Origin of the sequence: Prosthecobacter sp. (assembly GCF_029946185.1) — a bacterium.
In the GTDB taxonomy this organism is placed as follows: Bacteria; Verrucomicrobiota; Verrucomicrobiia; order Verrucomicrobiales; family Verrucomicrobiaceae; genus Prosthecobacter.
Map to the genome: position 1 here is coordinate 1 of NZ_JAQSEA010000167.1, position 24,766 is coordinate 24,766.

General features: G+C 60.3%; 9 protein-coding genes. 6 read left to right on the forward strand and 3 right to left on the reverse strand.

Annotated elements, in window-relative coordinates:
- Positions 1-235 precede the first annotated feature (235 nt).
- From PSV43_RS14705 to PSV43_RS14715, 3 genes are all read right to left on the reverse strand, one after another.
- The gene (locus PSV43_RS14705) at positions 236-3,376 is read right to left on the reverse strand and encodes an efflux RND transporter permease subunit (protein WP_300198679.1); all 3,141 of its coding nucleotides are present in this window, start codon (positions 3,374-3,376) and stop codon (positions 236-238) included.
- A 6-nt stretch (positions 3,377-3,382) separates the two neighbouring features.
- The gene (locus PSV43_RS14710; RefSeq protein WP_300198682.1) at positions 3,383-4,549 is read right to left on the reverse strand and encodes an efflux RND transporter periplasmic adaptor subunit; all 1,167 of its coding nucleotides are present in this window, start codon (positions 4,547-4,549) and stop codon (positions 3,383-3,385) included.
- A 193-nt stretch (positions 4,550-4,742) separates the two neighbouring features.
- Positions 4,743-6,845, reverse strand: a complete 2,103-nt coding sequence (locus tag PSV43_RS14715; protein ID WP_300198685.1) for an acetate--CoA ligase — start codon at positions 6,843-6,845, stop codon at positions 4,743-4,745.
- 121 nt (positions 6,846-6,966) lie between these two features.
- On the opposite strand from PSV43_RS14715, the gene PSV43_RS14720 reads away from it, so the two are divergent.
- The 6 genes from PSV43_RS14720 to PSV43_RS14745 all read left to right on the forward strand — a co-directional run bounded on the left by PSV43_RS14720 (position 6,967) and on the right by PSV43_RS14745 (position 24,763).
- Complete coding sequence (locus PSV43_RS14720; protein ID WP_300198688.1) at positions 6,967-7,089, forward strand: hypothetical protein; 123 nt, start codon at positions 6,967-6,969, stop codon at positions 7,087-7,089.
- Positions 7,090-7,627: 538 nt separating this feature from the next.
- Entirely contained in the window at positions 7,628-8,860 is a 1,233-nt protein-coding gene (locus PSV43_RS14725; protein ID WP_300198691.1) for a DUF5722 domain-containing protein, read from the forward strand.
- 293 nt (positions 8,861-9,153) lie between these two features.
- The gene (locus PSV43_RS14730) at positions 9,154-10,023 is read left to right on the forward strand and encodes an AraC family transcriptional regulator (protein ID WP_300198694.1); all 870 of its coding nucleotides are present in this window, start codon (positions 9,154-9,156) and stop codon (positions 10,021-10,023) included.
- A 149-nt stretch (positions 10,024-10,172) separates the two neighbouring features.
- Complete coding sequence (locus PSV43_RS14735) at positions 10,173-11,084, forward strand: HAD-IIA family hydrolase (protein ID WP_300198697.1); 912 nt, start codon at positions 10,173-10,175, stop codon at positions 11,082-11,084.
- A 203-nt stretch (positions 11,085-11,287) separates the two neighbouring features.
- Positions 11,288-19,948 carry an autotransporter-associated beta strand repeat-containing protein gene (locus PSV43_RS14740; RefSeq protein ID WP_300198700.1) on the forward strand — a complete coding sequence of 2,887 codons (8,661 nt, stop codon included), beginning with the start codon at positions 11,288-11,290 and terminating at the stop codon, positions 19,946-19,948.
- Positions 19,949-20,074: 126 nt separating this feature from the next.
- Positions 20,075-24,763 (forward strand): autotransporter-associated beta strand repeat-containing protein, encoded by a 4,689-nt coding sequence (locus PSV43_RS14745; protein WP_300198703.1) that lies wholly within the window; start codon positions 20,075-20,077, stop codon positions 24,761-24,763.
- The last annotated feature ends 3 nt before the right edge of the window (positions 24,764-24,766 follow it).

Sequence of the window (24,766 nt, forward strand, 5' to 3'; positions counted from 1 at the left end):
CGCTAGGGCTCGGCAACCCTTCGCTGTGGTGCAGAAGGCCGTTGGCCTTCGAGACGAGGAAGATCAGTCCGAGATAAGCATGATCTCCATGACATCGCGCAGTGAGCAAAGCCAACTTGTGGGTAAAGGTCAGCCCTTCGCGACCGCACTCCATATTGGAAACGCCGCGGCGGCAGCAAAGTTGTCCAGTTGCGCTGCAACTGGAACCTTCCAAACCGGTTGCGGCGCAACCGGTTTACTTTGCTTCCGCCTTCTGCGCTGCGGGGGCATTCAATGGCTTCACGCGGAAGAGGCGCAGAATGACGACGAAGTAGAGGGGCACGAAGAAGAGGCCGAGGAGGGTGGTGGTGATGGCTCCGCCGACGATGCCGGTGCCGATGGCGTTCTGGCTGCCGGAACCCGCGCCGGTGTTGATCGCCAGGGGCAGCACTCCGAGACCGAAGGCGATGGAGGTCATGAGGATGGGGCGCAGGCGCTGGCGGACGGCGTGCAGCGCGGCGTCGATGAGCGTGGAACCTTGATCAAAATGCTCTTTGGCAAACTCCACGACGAGGATCGCGTTCTTGGCGGAGAGGCCGATGATGGTGATGAGGCCAATTTGGAAATAGATGTCATTGGGCATGCCGCGCCATTGCGTGGCAGCAACGACACCCAGCGCGCCGAGCGGCATGTCCATCATGACGGAGAACGGGATGGCCCAGCTTTCATAGAGCGCAGCGAGGCAAAGGAAGACCATGAGCAGCGCGATGATGTAAACGGATGAAGCCTTGGAGCCGGAGGCTTGCTCTTCATACGACAGCCCAGCCCAGGCGACGCCAATGCCCGACGGCAGTGACTTCGCCATCTGCAGGATCTCGTGAATGGCCTCACCGGAGCTGTGCCCCGGCGCGGGTTCACCGAGGATGGAAAGCGACGGCGCACCATTGAAGCGTTCGAGCTTCGGGGAGCCCATTTTCCAGGTGGCGCTGGAGAAGGCGGAGAACGGCACCATGCCGCCTTGAGTATTGCGCACATACCAGCGGTTGATGTCCTCCGGTAGCATGCGGAAGGGGGCGTCTCCCTGCATCATGACACGCTTCACGCGGTTCTTGTCGATGAAATCATTGATGTAGGTGGAGCCGAGGATGGTGCTGAGGGAGGCATTGATGTCTGCGAGGGAGAGCCCCAGCGCGCTGGCTTTTTCCTGATCGATTTCGATCTGATAAGCGGAGGTGTCCGCAAGTCCATTGGGGCGCACGGAGGAAAGGAGTGGGTTTTTAGCGGCCATGCCGAGAAGCTGCCCCTGGGCATCCATGAGTGCCTCATGGCCGAGCCCGCCGAGATCGACGAGGCGCATGTCGAAGCCTGTGGCGGTGCCGAGTTCCAGCACAGCGGGTGGCGCGAAAGCGAAGGCGAGGGCTTCTTTGAACTGACCAAACTTGCCCAAGGCCCGCATCTGAATGGCCTTCACCTTTTGCTCGGGCAGTTTGCGTTCCGCCCAAGGCTTGAGTTTGACGAACATGAGCACCTGATTCTGCGCATTGCCGCTGAAACTGAAACCCAGAACGCCGAAACCGCCTTCGACCACGTCCTTTTCCTCCTCGAAGAAATGCTTCTCCATTTTCTTCAGCACTTCATCCGACTGGTCCCGCGTAGAACCCGGAGGGAGCTGCGCCATGGCGAATAGCACTCCGGTGTCTTCATCCGGCAGGAAGCCGGTGGGCGCGCGCCCGAAGAGATAAACGACGGCGACGCCGATGGCAATGTAAGGGATGAGCGCGAGCACGTAGTGCTTGAGGAACACGCCAACCGCGCTGGTATAACGATCCGCCGTCCGCTCGAAAGCACGATTGAACCAGCCGAAGGGGCCACGTTTGTTGATGCCGTGGTCCTTGGGCACCGGCTTCAGCAAGGTGGCGCAGAGTGCCGGAGTGAGAATCAGCGCGACCAGCACGGAGAGCGCCACCGAACTGACGATGATGAGCGAGAACTGCCGGTAGATGACGCCGCTGGACCCGGTGAAGAAGGCCATGGGCACAAAGGCCGCGCTGAGCACCAGCCCGATGCCGACGAGCGCACCACTGATCTGATCCATGGATTTGCGCGTGGCTTCCTTCGGCGAGAGGCCTTCCTCCTGCATCACACGCTCGACGTTTTCAACGACGACGATGGCGTCATCCACCAGCAGGCCGATGGCGAGCACCAGTCCAAAAAGCGTGAGCGTATTGATGGAATACCCTGCCGCCGACATGATGCCAAAAGTACCGAGCAAAACGACGGGCACGGCGATGGTGGGGATCAACGTGGCACGCCAGCTTTGCAGGAAGACGAACATCACCAAGAAGACGAGGATCACAGCCTCAATCAGCGTTTTCACCACCTCCTCCACCGAGATGCGCACAAACTGCGTGGTGTCGTAGGGGTAGATGGCCTTCACGCCCGGTGGGAAGAACTGCGAGAGCTCTTCCACCTTCTTCTTCACGAGGTCCACCGTTTCCAGCGCATTGGAACCCAGAGCGGGCCGGATGGCCATGCCGCTGGCTGGCAGGCCATTGTAACGCGCCATGACGTTGTACGATTCACTGCCGAGTTCCGTCCGCGCGACATCACGCAGGAAGACGCGTGAGCCATCCTGGCCGACGCGTAGAAGAATGGCACCAAACTGCTCCGGCGTCTGCAGACGGCTCTGCGCCATGACCGTGGCATTCAGAAGCTGGCCTTCCGCAGCGGGCAGCGCCCCCAAGGCACCGGCGGAGATCTGCGCATTTTGCGCGCGCACGGCGGCGATGACATCGTTCGTGGAAAGCTGATACTTCGTCAGCTTGTCGGGATTAAGCCAGATGCGCATGGCATACTGCGTGCCGAAAGCCTGAATCTCACCCACCCCCTGCAAGCGGCTGATGGGGTCCTTCATCACGCTGGCATTGTAATCGGCGAGGTCGGTGTTGGACATGCTACCATCCGTCGAGATAAGGCCGACCACGATGAGGAAGTTGCGCACCGATTTGTTCACCTGCACGCCCTGCTGCTGCACTTCCAGCGGCAGCGATGGAATGGCGAGCGCGACCTTGTTCTGCACCTGCACCTGCGCGGTGTCGGCATTGGCTTCCCCATCAAAGGTGACGGTGATTGTTGCGGTGCCGTCCGACGTACTGGCGGACTCAATGTAACGCAGGTGGTCAATGCCATTGAGCTTCTGCTCAATGACCTGCGTCACCGTGTCTTCCAGCGTCTTTGCGGAAGCACCGGGATAGCTCGCGATGATGGCAATGGTGGGCGGCGCAATGCTGGGATACTGGGCGATGGGCAGCCTCTCGATGGAGAGAGCCCCCGCCAGCATGATGATGATGGCAATGACCCATGCGAAGACGGGCCGATCGATGAAGAAACGTGACATCGTGGATTACTTGGAATCGGCAGGGGGTGGAGCAGGAGCATCCGCGACGACTTTGACCTGAGCACCGGGACGAATCTTCTGGAGGTTGTTGATGATGAGCTGGTCGCCTGCTTTCAGTCCGGAGGTGACCAGCCATTGATTGCCGACAGCACGCGGTGTCTCCAGCACACGCAGTTCGACTTTGCTTTCCGCACCCACGACCAGCGCAGTCGGCTCGCCCTTTGAATTGCGGGTGACGGCGAACTGCGGCACGAGGATGGCATTGGGCGTCGTGCCCTCCTCCAGCCGTGCACGAACAAACATGCCGGGCAGCAGGTCGCCACGTGGATTCGGGAACACGGCGCGCACGGTGACGGAATTGGTCAGCGTATTCACCGTGACGTCAGACACTTCCAGCGTGCCATCCTCTGGATAGATGTCGCCGTTTTCATGGACGAGCTTCACACTGGGCTGGCCTGAGGCGTCCGCCTTGAGCCGGCCGCTGGCGAGGGCTTTCTTCAGGCGAAGCAGGTCGCTGCTGGGCTGGTTTACATCCACATAGACGCGGTCGATCTGCTGCACGATTGCCAGCAGGGTCGCTTGGTCCGTGCGCACATAGGCACCTTCCGTCACTTGCGAGAGGCCGATGCGGCCGGTGATGGGAGCGGTGACCTTGGTGTAGTCGAGATTGATCTTCGCGCTCTTCACCGCCGCCTTGCCGAGCAGCACCTCCGCCAGATTGACGCGCTGGCTGCCTGAAGCTTCGTCAAAGTCCTGTTTGCTGATCGCATTGGAACTGACCAGCGACTGCATGCGGTTCAGTTTTAACTGAGCGGAATTTAGTCCGGCTTCAGCGCGGGCCAGCGTGCCTTGGGCGCTGTCGAGTGCCGCCTCATACGATGCGGGGTCGATCTCATAGAGCACCTGTCCTTCCTTCACATCGCTGCCCTCCTTGAAGAGGCGCTTCAGGACGATGCCATTGACGCGTGCGCGCACCTCGGCCACGCGGAGGGCTGAAATACGACCCGGCAGATCCTGTGTCAGTGTGACGGGTGCCGTTTTGATGGTGATCACGCCCACTTCCACAGGCGGTGGCGGTCCAGGTGCTGCCGGAGGAGCTCCTCCCGGAGTGCGCTCGCAGCTCGCGAACAGCAGCGCCAGTGCAATCAAGGGATGTTTTAAAAAGGTAATCATGCTCAAAGGATTCGTTTTTTAGCGCCCGTCCGGACGCAGCTGCTCTCACGCAGCATACGTAAATACAAGCAACCAACGAATCTGCCAACTTTCCACTGACCTCAATTCAAGTTCTAGCGGCAGCAGCCACATCGGGACAAGCTGGTTCTAGCATGCACCGCAGCGTGATCCGCATGTCGCACGATTAAGCCATTCACATCCGCACCACCACACGCGCATCCAGCGCCACGACACCATCCGGCGTAGCCAGCAGCGGATTGATGTCCAGTTCCACAATGCGCCGCTCGTGCTGCACCAACCGGGCAAATTTCACCAGCGTATCATCCAAAGCCGCCAGATCAACCGCCGGTTGACCGCGCACTCCATGCAGCACTTTGGCGATTCTCGTCTGCTCCAACCAGCGCCGTGCCAGTGCGTGATTGAGCGGCGGCAGGGCCAGCGCATGATCTTGCAAGACCTCCACCAAGGTCCCGCCCGCACCGATGAGCAGCACCGGCCCGAACTGCGCGTCCGTGCTCGCGCCGAGGATCAATTCCACCCCCTTCTGCGTGATCATACGCTGCACCGTCACCCCTTCAAAAGCAGCCAGCCCATGCAGGTGCGTCACATTGTCCAGGATCAGTCGCCAGGCCTGCTGCACCGCCGCCGCATTAAGCAGATTGAGCTGCACGCCACCGCAGTCACTCTTGTGCGTGATCGTGGAGGAGAGCAGCTTCACCACCACTGGATAACCCAGCGCCTCAGCAGCAGCGATGGCCGCCGCTTCATCATAGGCCGCGCGTGTCTCCACGATGGGAATGCCCGACACCTGCAGCAGTTGCTTGGCTTCCTGCTCCGTCATCAGGGTTCGCCCGCTCTTGAGCACTGAGTCAATCATATCACCCACCAGCGGCAAAGCTTCGCCATCATCATCTGCATGGGCGCTCTGCGTTTCGCTCAGCCAGATCAGGCGCAGACGATGTTCCCTCATGCGCACAAAAGCCAGCGCAGCTTCATCGGGGTAATCATAAGTCGGCACCCCTGCCGCATTGAGAATACCGCGTCCTTCCTTCACACTCTGCGCACCCATCCAACTCGCCAGCAGCGGCTTGTCGATCTCGCCTGCGATCACCGCGACCTCTCGTGCAATGTTCGTGGGATGAGTCATGGCCTGAGGTGTCAAAATGGCCAGCACACCGTCCACAGCAGCGTCCAAGGCCACGATGCGCAGTGCCTGGGCAAACCGCACCGCATCCGCATCGCCTAAAACATCGACAGGATTGTGATGGCTCCAGCACTCAGGGAGCAGCGCGTTCAAATCCGCCATCGTCTGCTCCGATAGTTCCGCCAACTCCCCCTTGCCAAGCACCAGAGCATCCGTCGCCAATGCGCCTGGACCACCCGCGTTCGTCACAATCGCGAGACGCCGCCCGGTTGGCAGCGGCTGCTTGGCCAGCACCTCCGCCATGTCGAACAGCTCCTCAATTGTGTCCACCCGCAGCACGCCGCTTTGCCTCAGCGCCGCATCCAGCACGGCATCGCTGCCAGTCAGCGCGCCCGTATGCGAAGCCGCCACACGCGAGGCCTCCGCCGTACGTCCGACCTTGATCACCACGATGGGCTTTTGCGCCGCCACGGCCCGCGCGGCTGCCAGGAATGCGGCGGCATCATTCCCCACGGACTCCATGTAAATCACGATGCTGCTCGTATGCGGATCATCACCGAAGTGCCGGATCAGATCACCCCATCCCACATCTGCCATCGCCCCGGTGGAAACAAACGCGCTGAAGCCTACATTCTGATCATGGCTCCAGTCAAGGATGGCGGTGCACAGCGCCCCGCTCTGGCTCAGAAATGCCACCCTCCCCGGCTGCGCCACGCTGCTGGCAAAGCTCGCATTTAGCCCCACATGCGGATTCATCAGTCCGAGGCAGTTTGGCCCGATCAGGCGCATCCCATGCCGCTGCGCCGTCGCCAGCACCTCCGCTTCCAGCTTGGCACCAGCAGCCCCCGATTCTTTGAATCCAGCGGAAATCACCACCACAGCCTTCACACCCGCCACACCAGCCTCCTCGACCAGCGACGGCACGGTGATTGCCGGTGTCACAATGATCATCAGCTCCGGCACCTCCGGCAACGCCGCAATGCTTGGATAAGCCTTGACTCCGCACACCTCTGCACGCTTTGCATTCACCGGAAACACCACCCCTGAAAAGCCGCGCAAGTTGTCCCAGATCGCTCGTCCGACACTCCCTTCCCGTTCCGTAGCTCCGACGAGAGCAATGCTGCGTGGCTGAAAGAAGGAGGTGAGGGACATGCGGGAACCTACGAAAGGAATCAACGGCGTCTCAACGCATGTTGTGCATTGTTGCGAACATTCTGTCTCGTCATTGGCAACATCCAGCAGAGGACAGGCGGCCAAAATTTCGCAATCCTTCATGTATGCACGCCCCGTGGTCGATGGCGATGACCTCGCCATCATCGCACGTTCGAGCATCCATGCCCCGAATCAGCATGATGCCGACACCGCAACCTTCCACCGCGTGCGCGATTTCAGATAGCTGGCACTGAAGCTGGTGCCGGAGAAGGAGTGAACCAAGCGAACGATCGCTACGGATCTCTGGCAAATGACTCAAGCCTGCCGCACTTTGGGCAACGGAATGTTTGGACGGGCAACTGCCGCCCCTCGAGCCTGAGCCCCTGCCACCACCCTTTGACTGGTGCCCCTGGAACCCATACCGGTTGTCGCCGTGCTCCGTGGCGCCAGAAATCTGGAATGTGGCCGTCCTCCATCGCCACTTCACAGCGCAGGCATTGGGGTGTGTTCATCGATATTATCCTTGGATGGATTGATCCAAGCATTTCACTATTCGATAAGAAACTTGGATGTCGAGCGCCTGTTGCAACCGCGCTCAGCAGCCAAACAACCTTCCCCTCACTGCCTTTTACTCTTCACACTCATCCGCACAACACGCTGTGCAGGCCACGTAGCACTCATCACAAATCACGACATCTCCAAAGAGGGCGGCACCCAGACTGCCGCAGCGTTCGCAGGTAGCTTGCGGTTGCTCATTCGCTGCTACGGTTGTCTCGTCACTCATGCGTCATCTTCTTCTCTGCCTTCTCTTCACGCAAATCGCCGTTGCACAAAACAGCGATCCGTTTCCCACGCCGCCGAATCAGAAAGGCCTGCAGGTGCAGATGGTGGATGATGCGCTGGCGCTCGGCATTCATCATGCAGGGATCAATGTGAATCTCACCGCGCTGTTTGATCCCAAATCGAAGCCGGAAACCGGCGAGTTCGTCTTCAATCAAAAATACCTCACCTCGCTGGACCGCCAGATCAAACCGCTCTCCGACAAGGGCGTGCTCGTTTACCTCATCATCATCGCCTATCCGTCCAAGAACGCGGCCATTGATGCCGTCGTGCTGCATCCGGGGCATCGCAAAGATTACAAGTTCAGTGTCGGTGCGGTGAACACGACGAGCGGCTTTTTGGACGCCGTCATCAGCATGCTGGCCGAACGCTGGAGTGGTGTCCACCCTGACCATGGCCGTACCTGGGGTTGGATCATCGGCAACGAGGTGAACTCGCATTTCCTCTGGAACAACATGGGACTCGTGCCGCTGGAAACTGCCGCGAGTGAGTATGAGAAAGCCTTCCGCATCATGCACAAGGCCATTCGCAAGCATTCGCAGAATGCCCGCACCTACCTCTCCTCCGATCATCATTGGAGCAGCAGCATGCACAATGTGAGCCCGCAGGAAGCCACGCCCGGCCGCGAATTTCTGGATACCTTCGCCCGGTTCGTGCGTGAGCGTGGCGACTTCGACTGGCACGTCGCGTGGCACCCCTACCCCGAGGACCTCGGCAATCCCCGCGCATGGGCGGACAAAACCGTCACGCACGATGACAACACCAACAAGGTCACCTTCAAGAATCTGGAGGTGCTTCCCACGCATCTCGAACGGCCGGAACTCCTATTCAACGGCAAACCACGCCGCATCATCCTCAGCGAGCAGGGCTTCCACACACTGCTAAAACCTGATGGCGAACAGCTTCAGGCCGCCGCCTATGCGTATGCCTGGGAGAAGATTCAGAAACTGCCCACGGTGGATGCCTTCATCTACCACCGGCATGTGGATCATGCACATGAAGGCGGCCTGCGGCTCGGGCTTTGGCGCAATGCGCCGAACTCTGTCGCAGATCCCTACAGCAAGAAACTCATTTACGAGCTTTTCAAGCAGGCAGGCACACCCGCGTGGCGTGCCGCAGCCGACGCGCTGCTGCCGGTGACGGGCCTGAAAGCGTGGGATCAGCGGGGCGAGTGATACGAATGTCGCAGATGAACACACATCTGTGCGGAGCCTTGGCGCAGCGCCGACAGGTGGCACGCATGCTGCATAATGAAATGGCAACAGCCACAGCCCTGAAGGGCACCCCATCCCCTGACCTTTTGAACATTCATTTGTACGCAACCACCGAATTTACCGACTAGGCTTCAGCACAGAAGTGAACTTTTACCTGCAGCTTTGATGCGTATGAGTTTTATGAACGTTTTTCATGCGCCGGGCATCTGTGATAGCAGGCATGAGAAACGGCCTATTGTCCGCAACTACAGTTCATGAAGCCGATCGTTGAAATGCTCTCCCCCCTCGCCGCCGCCGAACCGGTGGTCTGCGAGGTTGTGCGCGGGCAGGATTTTGGCTGCGTGTGGCATTACCACCCGGAGTGTGAAATCACACTGGTGTTGAAAGGCGGCAGTGAGAGGCTGGTGGGCAACAATATTTCCCGCCTCGAGCCGGGAGACCTCGTTCTGATGGGTACTAATGTGCCACACGACTACCGCAACCAGCACGCGGTGGGCGCTCCGCCTGAGGAGGTGGAGGCCATCGTGGTGCAATTCATGCCGCAACTGCCAGGACATGAGGACTGGATGCAGCGCTCAAGCATGATCCCCATACGGAGATTGTTTCAACGTGCCGAGCAGGGGCTGGAGGTCAGGGGCATCACCCGGCTGACGGCCGCACGCATCGTTCAAGAAATGCTGCATGTGCATGGCATGAAGCGTGTGATCCTGCTGCTGCAACTGCTCGACCTCCTGTCAAACTCGGAGGAGTTGCAGGAAATTTCATCCGCTGTGCTGCCGCAGCCGCGCCCGGGAGCGTCCGACCGCATCACCCTGGCCTGTGAATACATCGCGGCGCATCTGCCGGAGCCCATATATGTGGCGGATCTGGCGGCGATCGTGGGCTTGGGCAAAAGCGCCTTCAGCCGTCTGTTCAAGAAGAGCACGGGCCGCACCGTGCCGCAGTATGTGAATGAGCTGCGCATCGCGCGTGCATGCCTCCTGCTGGCAGAGACCGACCTGACCGTGAGCCAGATCTCCATGGACTGCGGCTTTGTTTCACCAGCGCATTTTCAACGGCAGTTCCGAGAGCACCAGCACTGCGTCCCGCTGGTCTATCGCAGCCGGGTGGCGCAGCCAGTCTGAAGCAAAGAGCACAAAGAGCGTCTGCTTTGCACGATTCGGGGTCTGTATGACGGGAGTGATGGTCTCGCGAATGCTTAGAGCAAGAGTCCATAGGAGCATGCAGACAGTTCTGCAATCCATGCTCCAAACCCTAACCCCCCTCTAAAGTCATGAATCAAACCAAGGGACTGCTGATCGACATGGACGGTGTGATCTACCGTGAAAACCATCTGCTGCCCAAGGCGGCGGAATTCATTCATCACCTCATCGAAACTTCGACGCCCTTCGTCTTTGTCACCAACAACTCTGCGCCCACACCTGAAGACTTGGTCGTCAAGCTCAACCATCTGGGCATCACCGGCATCTCAGCGCGGCATTTTTACACCGCCGCCATGAACACCGCCGAGTTTCTGGCGGAGAACCACCCCTGCTGCACCGCCTTTGTCATGGGCGATGCCGGGCTGACGCTGGCACTGCAAAAAGCGGGCATCCCCAATGATTCGATCCGGCCCACTTACGTGGTCGTGGGCGAAGGCATGCAGTCCACGGAGAAGCTCGCCAAAGCCCATGAACTGCTGGAGAAAGGTGCGCGGCTCGTCGCCACCAATCCGGACAACTGGTGCCCGGTGAAGAAGGACGTGACGCGCCCCGGCGCAGGAGCGCTCGCCGCCTATCTGGAAGCCAGCACGGGCCAGCGCGCCTACTTCCTCGGCAAACCCAATCCGTACATGTTTCAGCGTGCACGACGTCTGCTACAGCGCCACACGGAGGAAGTGATGATGGTGGGAGACACGATGGAGACGGACATCCGCGGTGCCATTGAAGTGGGCATGCAGGCCTGCCTTGTGCTCACGGGTTCCACGCGCCTCGAAGATCTGGGCAACTACGTGTACCAGCCCACCTGTGTGCTGGAAGGTGTGGATGAACTGCTGGAGGAACTTCGTGGCGCAGGCACAAGCAGCAGCCGTTTGCAGTTTCTTGCCAACGCCACAGCCAATGCGCAAAAGAAACCAGGAGCGAAGCATCCCGACCAGCGCACCGAGATCGCCTATCCACGCCCACGACCCGCGATGACGAAGTGAGCCGAAGGCTTATGCAGTGAATGGAATACCAAGAGCACAATGCAACGAATAAGAAGAAAGCGCGGAACTAGATTTCGCCATGCCATCACGCTCATTTTTGACATGCACAAATAACGTCTTCTTTGCGCGATTCGGCGTCTGCATGATCGGCGGTATGGTCATGCATGTGCTTAGCAAGAGGGGTGCTCAACCAAGCTTCGCTTATGCAACACCTCTTCTTTGCTTGCCGCTCACCTCGATCCTGCTGGCTGTCTGCCGCAGTGTTCCTGCTGCTTTCCATCACCGCTTCAGCGCAGCTGACATGGGACACCAGCACTGCCGCCGGCATACAAGAAGGCAGCGGCACGTGGGACACGACCCTGACCAACTGGAATGACGGCACCGTCACCAACGTCGCCTGGAACAACACGACGAATGCCAATACCACGGCGGTGTTTGGCCTCAACACGGTCACGACCGGTGGCACGATCACCGTGAGCGGCACCATCAATCTGGGCGGGATGAAATTCACCCCGTTCTCCGGCGTCCCCACCACCATCGCCCACACCTTCACGGGCGGGACACTGGCGTTTGCGAACAACGCGATCATTGAAACGGGGGAGTTTACCACCACTGGCAGCACGACCGCTCTGTTTGTGGTCTTGAATTCCGTCCTTACCGGCAACAATTTGACGATTCAACGGACCCCGGGCGGGGCTACCACGTTTCAATACCTGAGAATAACCGGCACCAACTCGGGTCTTCTCGGCACGCTGACTCTCAAGAGCCTTTCGTCCACGGCGGGCATCTTTCTTCAACTGACAACGCCTGCCGCAATCTCCGGCCTCACGAGTGTCGTCGTGGAGTCCGGCAGCGTCCTTGCGATTGGTGGTGTTGGAAGTACGTATGCCGTGCCGATGACGCTGTCCGGCCTTGGGTCAAGCAGTGGCGCCATCCGCTTGGATGCCAGCGGTCAGATCATCAGCGGAGCGATCACGCTGGCCGCCACCTCGCTGATTAACAGCAATGGGGGGATCACCGGCACCACCATCAGCTCAAGCATTGGTGAGTCCGTCGCGTTGTCAGGCTTTCAGCGCAGCGCCGTTCTAGGCGTCAGCACGATGACCTACACCGGTGCCAGCACTTTCTCAGGCGCGACCACCTTTGGCCGTCTGTCGGTGAACGGAGGCGTGAACATCTTTGATTTCCGTGCAGATGGCGCTCCCGAATCAAACATTTTCTACCATAATGTGCCCACTCCAGGCGCCTTGAACATGATCGCTGGCAACACCACGGCCACCGTGTTCAACCTCATTGGCAAGGCGGAAACCCCAAACAGCCAGGCCTTTGGCAATCTGGCGGTGAGCGGCACGTCCACGGCTGTCGGCGGTCTGAACGTGATCAATCTCACCTCGGGCGCGGGAGGAAGGATGGATCTCTCCCTCGGCACCATCACGCGCTCAAATTTCGCCCTGCTCGCGATCAACGCATCCGCGGTGGGAGACGTCACCTCGACCAGCACGGGCTTCATTGGCCCGTGGGCCACCTACCGCCGCGCGGAGGGGCCGGCAGGCTGGGCACAGGTCGTCGGCGGCAAGGTGACGAATGGTTACGTGGGGGATCTCCTCCATGTGTCCAATACGGCGATCTCTCTTCTGCCAGGATACACCGCGACCAAGAATCTGAACATCACGGAAGGCTCCATCGGCAACGTCACGGTCACCGGTGCCACGACCGATTTGAACACGCTGACCATGAATGATTATTTTCGTGATCGTCTCATTGCTCTGCCCTCAAGCATCCTGCGCCTCGGCATCACCGGCGGTGTGCAGCTCGATGGTGATGCCCGCAACCTCACGATCGGACAAGTCGGCTCCGCCGGCACATTGACCGCAGGCGGCGCAGTCATCAATACGCCCGGCCAGTTGATCCTGACGAACAACAGCACTACCAGCACCATCACGATCAACTCCGTCATCGCCAACAACGGCAGCACCGCCGGTCTCGTGGCCCTGCTGTTCAATGGCACGGCCGGTTCCAAAACCATTTTGACCGGCACCAACACCTACACCGGCATCACCTCGATTTTGTCCGGTGCGGTCGAGATTCAAAATGCGGCGGCCTTTGGCAACGTGGGCGGAATCACCGTGCAGGAGGGCGCGGCGCTGCAGCTCAGCAGCGGCATCAATTTCGCCCGCCCGACGACTGTGGGCGGGACCGGCGTCAACGCGGACGGAGTGATCCGCAGCCTCTCAGGCAGCAACACCATCAGCGGATTGATATCGCTGATCACACCCACACGGATCAATGTGGACTCCGGCATGCTGACACTCTTCCTGACCAGCGCCGCCACCAACATCATCAGCGGCACGCAGGCGCTGACTCTCGGAGGTGCGGGGAACATGGTGATCAACAGCAGCATCGCCATTGTGACGGGAACGCTGACCAAGGACGGCACCGGCACGCTGACCCTGGCCGGCACCAATGTGAACACCGGAGCCATCACCATCAACGCGGGCACCTTGAAACTGGGCAGCACCACGGCACTGGGAGCCACCACCGCTGTGACCATCGCTGCCGGGGCCACGGTGGATCTCAACGGACAGACCACGGACCGGGCCTTCTCATCCATCAATGGCACGGGCGTCGGCAGTCTCGGGGCGCTCATCAACAGCAGCGGCACCACCGCGACGGTCACAGGCACAGCCACTCTGGGCTCAGCCACCAACATCGGTGGAACTGGCAACATCACCATCAGCAACGCCACCGGCCTGGGCGGCAACTTCCTGCTCACCAAGACCGGCAGCGGCACACTCACGGTGATCGATTCCACCACCACCAGTGCGCGCAACGGAACCAATCAAATCGATGAAGGCACACTCCGCGTCCAGGCGAACACGGCCATCGCACCCGTAGGCATCGGCTCCTATGCCCTGAACGGCGGCACCCTGAGCCTGGGCTTTAACGTCTCCAATACCATGACCAACGTGGTGAACCTCCTGAGCAATAGCACGATCATCGCCGACCGCGCCACCCTCGGCACCCCCGGCTTCGTCTTTACCCTGAGCACCCTGACCATCGGCGGAAACACGCTGACGGTGAAAGCAGGCGAAACTGTGGACAACGCCGGCACCATGGGGCTGACTTTGGGCGCAGTGAGCATCGGCGGTGTCTCCATGCGTCCGGGCAGTCCAATCTTCGATGTGCAAAGCTCAGCGCTTGTGGCCATGACGCTGACGCTGGGTGCGTTGAGCGATCAGGCCCTTGCACCGCGCACCCTCACCTTTCAAAACAGCGGCACGCTGGGCAGCACGATCACGCTGGCATCAGCCGCCACCAGTTTGGTCGAGGGCACCATCGTGAATCTCGCGAACACAGGCGGTGCTGTTTTGCTCAATCTCACCTCGGCTACTTCCCTTGGGAGCCTGGCGCAGGTGACCGTGGCCAGTGGCAACACCCTCACCGCCGGCGTCACCGGCATCGTGCTTGGTTCGCTCACCGGCAGCGGCACGGTGAATGCAAGTACAACGGCCACGCTGATCATCGGCAACAGCAGCAACAGCACCGCTCTGAGCACCGACTTCAGCGGCGTGCTGAGCAACGGCACCGGCACTCTGGCGCTGACCAAGTCAGGAACCGGCACGCTGACACTGAGCGGCAGCACTTCGAACGTTTACAACGGTGCGACCATCGTCACCACCGGCACACTGGTGCTGGCCAAGACGGACGGCGCCACAGCCGTTGGAAGCCTGGCCGGCAGTTCTCCGGCCGGCCTGATCATCGGCTCCGCGGCCGCCAGCACGGCGGGCAATGCCACGGTGCGGCTGGATGCGGACAATCAGATGGCCCTCTTCGCCGGGGATCAGGCGGTGAACATCCTCACCATCAATGCAGGCGGCACGCTGGACATGAACGGGCACACGCTGAATGTCATGACGCTCAGCGCCTTCTTCGGTTCCACCGTCAGCGGATCTGGCACGCTGGCGCTCAATCGCACCAGCGGTACGATCGGCTTCGGCGGCGTCAACACCCTCAGCAGCACTTTCCAGATCACCACGGCGGCCAGTTCTTCCGCCACACGCACGGTCGCTGTCGGTGCCTCGGCGGCCGACCAACTCACCATCAGCGGATCGGTCACCCAGGCCACGGGAGTCGCGGGCAACATCACGAAAACACTGCTCGGCACTTTGATTCTCAGCGGTGACAACAGCTACTCTGGCACCACCACGATAGGCTCCAGCATTCTGAGCGGCGGCATCATCAACATCCGCAGTGCAAACGCACTCGGTTCCACGACGTCAGGCACGGTGGTGAATCTCGGATCAACGCTGCAAATTCAGGGCGGCATCACGACGGCCGCAGAGGGACTGAGTCTTGGCAGCACCGCAGGCAATCTAAACACGGGGTTCGCAGGCCTCAATGGCATCAACATCCAGACCGGTGCATTCGTCAACGTCAGCGGCGTGAACAACTACGCTGGCCTGGTGATTCTCGCCGTGGGCGGCTCTACGATCTCCTCCGACAGCGGCACTTTAAACCTGACCAATCCAGGCACCATGAGCGGTGCCTTCGGTCTGACTCTGGCGGGAGCAGGGGATGGCAGCATCTCCAGCGTCATCGGAATCGCCGCCGGGACCGTGACCAAAAACGGCACCGGCAGCTGGACACTCAAAGGCGTGAACACCAGCACCGGCGGCATCATCATCAATGCTGGCACCTTGAAACTTGGCGATGGCACCAGCGGCAGGTGGACCGGCACGTCAGCGCTGACCTTTACCGGCAGCGGCACTTTGGAATACGGCGGAGCCACGACGGCCAGCACGCAGACGCTTGGCGCACTCACACTCACCTCCGGCAGCGGTGTCCTCAAAGTGGATGCGCCAGCCTCTGGTACGAACACAGTTTCTTTCACCTCGCTCGTCACAACTGCACTGGGCACCGGCCTGAACATTGTCTCACCCACCGGCACCAGCGTAACCATCGCTGGCGCGTCAAACATCGGGGGCATCATCGATGCGCGCCTCTATTACAACGGCGCTGATTTCGCCGCATCCACTGCCGGGGTCATCGGTGCAGCGTTCACCACCACGGCCACGAGCAGCATGAGCGCAGGCAACGCCACGCCCTATCTGATCAGTGGTTCCTTTGCTCAAACGAGTTCGGTTACCGTCAATGCGGGTTTGAAATTTACGGGAAGTGATACCCTGACGATCAGCAATGGCACGCTGCTGACGATCAACAACGGCGCGAATACTGCGGGTGGCATTTTGGTCACCGGCGGTGTGGCTGCCGTGATCGCAGACGAAGGCAGCGCCGCCGGCCTCACCACAGGCGGCAGCGGCGATCTGGTGATCGGCACCAACGCCGAAGGTGACAGCCTGAGCATTCAGGTTTCGATCACCAGCACCACCACCGGCGGTCTGACCAAGAACGGTGCTGGCACGCTGACTCTCGTGGTTGCCAACGCCTACACCGGGGCCACCAGCATCAACGCCGGAACGCTGGTGATAGGAAATACCAGCGCGCTGAGCACTTCCACAGCCACAGTGCAGGTCGGTGCCGTGCTCGACCTCAATGGCAAGATCATCATCAACACCGCAGTCTTGAACGGAGCGGGCATCAGCAGCACAGGTGCGCTGGTCAACAACAGCGGCACCGCCGCCTCCATCGGTGCGCTGACCATCGGTCTCGGCAATGGCACGGGCGGCATCGGCGCGAGCATTGGCGGCACAGGCAGCATCACCTCCACCGGAGTGCTGAGTGGCAACAACATCCTCGTCAAGACCGGCTCAGGCACGCTGACTCTCGGTGACAGCGGCGGCACGGCACTCGCAAGTGCGCGCACGGCAGCCACTCGCATTGATGAAGGCACATTGCGCATCAGCAATTCCACCTCCGCCCTTGGCACCTCCGCAGCGGCGATCATCCTCAATGGCGGCACCTTGAGTCTCGGCAGCACGGCTTCGGTGGTGGCCTATCCCGTCTATGTCACGGCAGGTTCCACCATCGTTTCCGATGTTTACGCCGCCGGAGCCGGGCTCACTCACACACTGGGAGTCCTTGCCATCGGCGCACAGACTCTGACCATCCAAGCAGGAGACAATGTCACCACGGCCGGCACCAATGCGGGCGTCACCTTTGGAGCCACCACGCTGCTGGACAGTCCCACGTTTGACGTGCAAAGCCCGACCACGGCGACCAATGGCACAACCACGCTGACCTTGGGCGCTTTAAATGATCAGGGCGTGGCCAAGACGCTCACCTTCACGAACTCCGGCGCCTCAAGCATCAACAGTACCGTCATCCTGAGCGCGGCCATGGGGAGCCTGATTGATGGCACGGTGGTGAACATCAACAGCGGCACCAATGCCGGTGTGACCTTGAGACTGAACAACGCCACGGCACTCGGCACGCTGGCGCAGGTCACGGTGAATGGGAACAGCGTGCTCAGTCTCGGAGCTGCACAGACGATTGCCTCCCTCTCTGGCAATGGCAGTGTCATCGGGAACTTTGTGCTGACCATTGGCAACGCCAACAGCGCCACGGCATGGAACAGCGATTTCACCGGCGTGCTGGGGCTCGATGGTGCGGGCACGGGCCTGGCCAAGTCCGGCCTCGGCACACTCACGCTCAGCGGTGCCAATGCCTATACCGGCGCAACGACGGTAAGCCTGGGCGTTTTGAAACTGAACAGCGCGACCGCCTTGGGTGGCACGAGCGGGGTGACGATCAGCGCCGGTGGCACTTTGGATTTGAATGGTCAAAGCACTGACCGCAACTTCACCTCGATCGGCGGCAACGGATTCAACAGCGCTGGGGCCATCATCAACAGCAGCGCCACCACCAGCACGGTCACCGGCACGACGACCCTTGCAGCGGCACCGACGACCATCGGAGGCACCGGCAACATCACTGTCAGCAACGCTGCCGGTTTGGGAGGCACGACCACGCTGCTGACCAAGTTTGGCACCGGCACTCTGACCTTCATCAGCACCGCAGCCAGCGCACGCACCGGATCGAACCAGATCAATGAAGGGACTCTGCGCATGCAGGCGGCGACCGTTCTCGCCACCGTGGGCACTGGCGCCATGGTCTTGAACGGCGGCACCTTGAGCCTCGGTTACGATGCAGGCGGCGCGCTGACCAATGCGGTGAACATTCTGGCCAGTTCCACCATCATCGCGGATCGCGCCACCGAAGGCGCAGGCGGCTTCAGCTTCGGCCTCGGAGCCGTGATCATAGGCGGCAGCACCCTCACCGTGAAAGCAGGCGACAACGTGACCAGCGGCACGATCGGGCTGACACTGACAACCATCACCATCGGCGGACCATCCCTCGCTCCCGGTAATCCAACCTTCGATGTGAAAAGCACCGCCAGCGCGAACGCGACATTGACTCTGGGAGCTCTGACGGATCAAGCCATCGCACCACGCACCATCACTTTCCAAAACAGCGGCACGGGAGCCAGCAGCGTCATCCTTGCCTCAGCGGCCAGCAGCCTGGTGGATGGCACGCAGATCAATCTGGCCAGCACCGGTGGCGCGATCACGCTGAACCTCAACAACGCCATCGCCATCGGCACATTTGCCCAGGTGACCATGGCCGCAGGCAACACGCTGGCCCTTGGCACCTCACAGACGATCAAAGCACTCAACGGCAGCGGCACGGTCCTCGCCACGGCCAATTCGGTTCTCACCATTGGCAACCCGTTGAGCCAAACGGCACCGGATTCCACCTTCACCGGTGCATTGACTGGTACAAGCCTCTCAGTGGTCAAAGCCGGAACCGGCAAGCTGACCCTCGGCGGCAGCACCGACAACACCTTCTCCGGCTCTTCGGGGCTCACAGTGAACAGCGGCACGCTCGTGCTCGCGAAAACAGGCGGTGCAGTGGCGGTATCGTCGAAACTGATCATCGGCACAGTCGGGGCAGCCTACGGCAGCGCCACGGTGCAGTTGTCGGGAGCCAGCCAGATCGCTACGACAGCCACGGTGAACATGTATGCCCAGAGCTTTCTGGACCTGAACGGGTACAACGCCATCTTGGGTGCTCTCAACGTGACTCCTGGCGGCACGATTTTCAACAACGCCACGGGGACCACCACCACGCTGACTGTGGGCACAGGAGACACCTCGGGACAGCAACTGGGTTCCATCGTGGACAACACCAGCGGCACCGGAACGGTGGCGCTGACGAAGACCGGCTCAGGAGCCTTTGTCCTGGGGGGATATAACACCTACTCCGGAGCCACCCAGGTGCAGGCCGGATCTCTGCAGGTCGGCCTGACCGGTATGGGCACCACGGGCATGGGTGCGGTCACGGTGGAAAGCGGCGCGACACTCTACGGCACGGGCGTCGTGCAGGGCTCCAGCTTCACTGCGGCTAGCGGCTCCACCATTCAGGCGGGTGACGGCAGCGCTCAGGGCAGCTACGGCACGCTCACCTTCCAGCCGGGCTCAGGTTCCAGCATCCTCGATCTTCAGGCGGGCAGCACGATCATCCTCGGACTGAACCCAGGCGGCACATCTGACCGGCTCAACATCGTGGGCACAGGCTCCACCACGCTGCTGTTCAGTGGCAACCTCACCGTCACTGCCGATGCGTTTACGCCCACCGCGCCGACGGTGTTCGATCTCCTCGATTGGTCGGGGCTAACATCAGCCCCCGTGTTTGACAGCCGCTACAGCTACACTGGCTGGCTCTATGGGAATGGGGATGAAGCCAGCGGCTTCGATCTTCCTGACATTGCAGGTTCAGGCTACATCTGGGACATCAGCAGTTTCACCACCAACGGCACCATCTCCGTCGTGCTGGTGCCCGAGCCCACCCGCTGTCTGCTGCTGGGGCTGAGCCTGGGCATTCTGCTGCTCAGGCGCAGGCGGTAGCGGTCTCCATGACCTATCGCGAAGAAGTGCACAAAAAGCGTCTCCTTCGCCTTATTTGGGGTCCACATAGAGCCTTCCATGGTCCCGTGAATGCTTAGCATTGAGGAGTTGATGTGTTCCTCCGCCATGCTCAAACCTTTCACTGCTAATCTCCGGACTCCCGCTGTACAATTCTGTGTGCAATTGATTGCGACCTTTCTGCTGCCCGCTCTTTCCATAGCCGCTTCAAGTCTGACCTGGGATGCCGATGGCACTGCAGGAGGGAGCACCGGCGGCACGGGAGACTGGAACACGACTTCCCTGCTCTGGAACAAATCTGGCAGCATGGTCGCATGGATCAATGCCAACAGCGACATTGCCATCTTCGGTGGCACGGCGGGCACGGTGACGCTAACGGAATCGGTCACCGCCGGCGGACTGACCTTCAACACCGATGGCTACACCCTCGTCGGCAATGGCAACACGCTGACCTTTGGCGGCACAATAACTGTCACGAATACAGCTACTCAGGCACTCCTCCAGTCCAATATAACGCTTGCTGCTGGCACGGCATTCACTGGCTCGGGTAATATGACCCTTGATACCGCCTACAGCATAAATGGGGCAGGCTTTAACATGAGTAAATCCGGCACAGGAACGCTCAATCTAAAAGGCACAATCACCGACGTGGGCACTCTGACCCTCAGCGGCGGCACTACCAATCTGTCTGGCAGCTATGTGCGCACAAGCTACTCCACCTCTTACGGATTAACCGTATCCAGCGGCACCTTCAATGTGACTGGCACGCTGGGAACCGCCGCCAATCCCACGGGCCAGACGGCTTTCCAGGGTGGCAGCATCACTAATTTCTCCGGCACGGCATACCTCTCCGGAGCGTCATCCACTCTCAGGATCGGTGAGAACAGCAGCGCCACGGTCAATGTCACTGCAGGAACACTCACCGTGGGAGCGGCTTCGGGCGGTCTTGTAGTGGGACGCACCTCCACCTCCGGCAACGGATACCTCAACATCTCAGGTGGCACGGTCAATGTGACGAGCAGTTCCAACGTCATTCGCATTGGCGCGGGCTACACGAATACAGAGAACAGCGGAGCCAGCATCATGACGATCTCCGGCACCGGCCTGTTCGACAGCAGCACCACCCTAGGGAACATTCAACTCGGCTCAGGTCTTAGTGGGAACACAACCAGTTCAGGCACGATCAATATGGATGGCGGCACCCTGGCCACCAACCGCAACATCATGGGCGGCAGTGTTGGGACTTCGATTTTCAACTTCAACGGCGGCACCCTCAAGGCCAATGGCACGGCCATGACATTGAGCACTGGTCTGACCACGGTCAATGTGCGCAACGGTGGTGCGGTGATCGACACCAACAACTTTGCCGTCACGATTGCCAAAGCACTGACGCATTCCAGCATTGGCGGTGACAACACCACCGATGGCGGCCTGACAAAAAACGGCCTCGGTATTCTAACGCTCTCAGGCACTGACGCCAACACCTACACCGGCATCACACTCATTAACGTCGGTGAACTTGATCTTTCAAAGACCGCCGGAATCAACGCTATCGCGGGAAGCATCACTATCGGTAATGGCACCACCACGGCCATGCTGAAGCTCCTAGCGAGTGATCAAATCGCAGACACCAGTGTCATCACTCTCATTGGCAGCGGGATCGATGCCGGCGTATTTCGGCTCAACGGCAAGGCGGAAACCATTGGAGGTCTCATCAGCACCGGCGGTGCAGGCATCGTGGAAAACGAAGCCGGCAGCGCTGTGACCAGCACACTCACCGTCAATGTTGACTCCGGTTCCCAGACTTTCAGCGGCACACTGCGCAATGGAGATGGGACCGGGACAGATGGGACGCTTGCTTTCACCAAAGCAGGCGCGGGCACCCTGACCCTCAGCGGAACGAACACCTACACGGGCGCGACGACAATCAATATGGGCACGTTGATCCTCACCGGCACCAGCACCTACGCAGGCAGCATAACGATCAACGGCGGCATGCTCACCTTGGACAGCACCAACACGTTTTCGAACAGCACCCTGATCAACGCGGGCACCCTGCTCATCAACACTGCCAACATCTTCTCTGGCAGCATCACAATCACCGCAGGTGGTACGCTGCAATTTGGCACCAGCAACGCCATCTCATCCACCCCGGTCCTGAATCTCACCGGAGCCGGTGGCGGCACTTCAGCAACGTTTGCCCTGAGCGGCTATAACTGGACCTCGGGAGCCATCAATTTTTACGATGCCACCTCTGGTGCGACGAGCCTTGGCACGATCAACATCGGCAGCGGCGGAGTGCTTACAATGGGTGGCACGCTCACTGTCAACAGCACCAACAATCCGTTGGGCGCGCTGATCACCGGCGGCACGCTGGATCTGGGCACGGCGACTCGCACCTTCGCCGTGGGTGACAGCAGCAATGCCGCGCACGATCTCACCATTGCGTCAGCCATCACTTCGACCAGCGGTGCCTTCGGCATCACCAAAACAGGCTTGGGCAATCTGCTGCTGAGCGGCAGCGTCAACATCGCTGGCAACATCACAGTTGCCAGTGGTGTGCTCGAAGTCACCGGCACTTTGAACAATGGAGCCTCAGGGACCTCGGTAGGATCGGTGTCCGCTCCGGGCATGCTACGGCTGAGCACAGGCGCGGATTACACCACCACGACCCTCGGCATTGGCAACGCCACCAGCTATCAGGGGACACTCGTCGTCAGCGGCGGCACTTTGACCCTCACCACCACCAACACCCAGGCCGGCATCACCCTGGGCGCCACAGGCTATGGCGGTATGTTTTTGTCTTCGGGCACCATCAACACCAAGCGCGTGGACTCTGGAGATGGCACCACACCGGCATCCATCTCCGTGCTGCAAGTCAGTGGCGGCACGCTCAATACAGCCAACTACATCATGTTCCGCAATGAGCGCTGGGAGTTCACCGTGACGGGCGGGCAGGTATTGAGAACGGGAGAGTACATCGCGCTGGGATTCCGCAGCGGTGGCAGCGCAATCACAGCCACCACTACGGCGCAAGGTGCCATGACGATGGCGGGTGGATTGGTGAACAACGCAGGTTTAAGCATCACCATCGGCCAGCAGAACAACAATCTGGCGCTGGGCACCGCGTATCTCAATCTCAATGCAGGCACCCTGATCAACAACCAAATCGTTCAATACAATGGCACTGGAGCCGCGATCAATTCCTACATTAATTTCAATGGCGGAACGTTGCAGGCGTCGGTTAGCACCCCCTCGTTGATTGTCGTCAGCGGCACCGGCGGCACAGGAACACTGACCGCCTACGTCAATGGCGCTTTCGGTACTTTCAACGGTGGCGCTGTGATCAATACGGCAGGCTTCAATGTCACCATCCCCATCGCCATGAATACTCCCACTGGGAACGGCGTCACCAGCATTGCCATATCCGACGGTGGCAGCGGCTACTACGGGGCACCGTATGTGGAGATCAGCGGAGGTGGTGGCTCCGGTGCCACGGCCTTCGCCACGGTGGATCTCGATCCCACCAGCCCCACCTATGGCAAGCTGCTCAGCATCACCATCAGCAATCCTGGCATCGGCTACACCTCCACGCCCACCATCGCATTGCTCGGCGGCGGTGGTAGCGGAGTGGTGCTGGGGACGATCAACACCGCAACCAACACCTCCGGAGGCCTCACCAAGAGCGGCCTCGGCACGCTCACGCTTTCCGGCGCGGATGCCAACACCTTCACCGGCACATCCAGCGTCAACGCCGGTGCACTGGAGCTGTCGAAAACCGCAGGCGTCAATGCCATCGCAGGCGACATCACCCTCGGCGATGGCACCACGGGAGCGGTGGTGAAACTCATCAACAGCGACCAGATCGCTGATACCAGCGTCATCACCTTCAACGGCAGCGGTGCCAATGCTGGCATCTTCCGCCTCAACAACAAGAGCGAAACCATCGGCGGGCTCAGCAGCACAGTCGGCGCGGGCATTGTCGAAAACGAATCCGGCAGTGCCGCCACCAGCACCCTCACCGTCAATGTCGCTACCGGCTCACAAACCTACAGCGGCACACTCCGCAATGGCGACGGCAGTGGCACTGACGGCACGCTCGCCTTCACCAAAACGGGTGCAGGCACGCAGGTGCTCACCGGCAGCAACACCTACACTGGCACGACGACAATCAGCGACGGCGCGTTGCAAGCAGGCAGCAGCGGCTCCGGCACCACCGGCACAGGAGCAGTCACCGTGCAGACTGGCGGTACCCTGCTTGGCACAGGCTTCATCAAGGGCACCAGTTTCACCGCCAGCAGCGGAGCTATTGTCCAAGCAGGTGATGGCACAACTCAAAGCAACTACGGCACGCTCACCTTCGCACCCTTATCCGGCTCCGGCGCGCTGAACTTTCAATCCGGCAGCACGGTCATCCTTGGCATTCATCCCGGCAGCACCTCCGATCTGCTCAATATCGTGGGCACCGGTACGAATACATTTCTGTTCAACGGCAACCTCACCGTCACAGCAGACGCCTTCACTCCCACCGCGCCGGAAGTTTTCAATCTGCTCGACTGGTCAGGACTTTCCCTTTCACCCACCTTTGCCAACCGCTTCACCTTCACCAGCTATCTCACCGGCAATGGCGATGAAGCAAGCGGCCTCGACCTCCCCGACATTTCCGGCTCAGGCTACCTCTGGGACATCAGCAGCTTCACTACCAACGGCACCATCGCCATCGTCGTCCCCGAGCCCTCACGTCTGCTGCTGCTGGGCTTGGCCTTGGGACTCATGCTCATCAGGCGCAAGCGCTGAAAA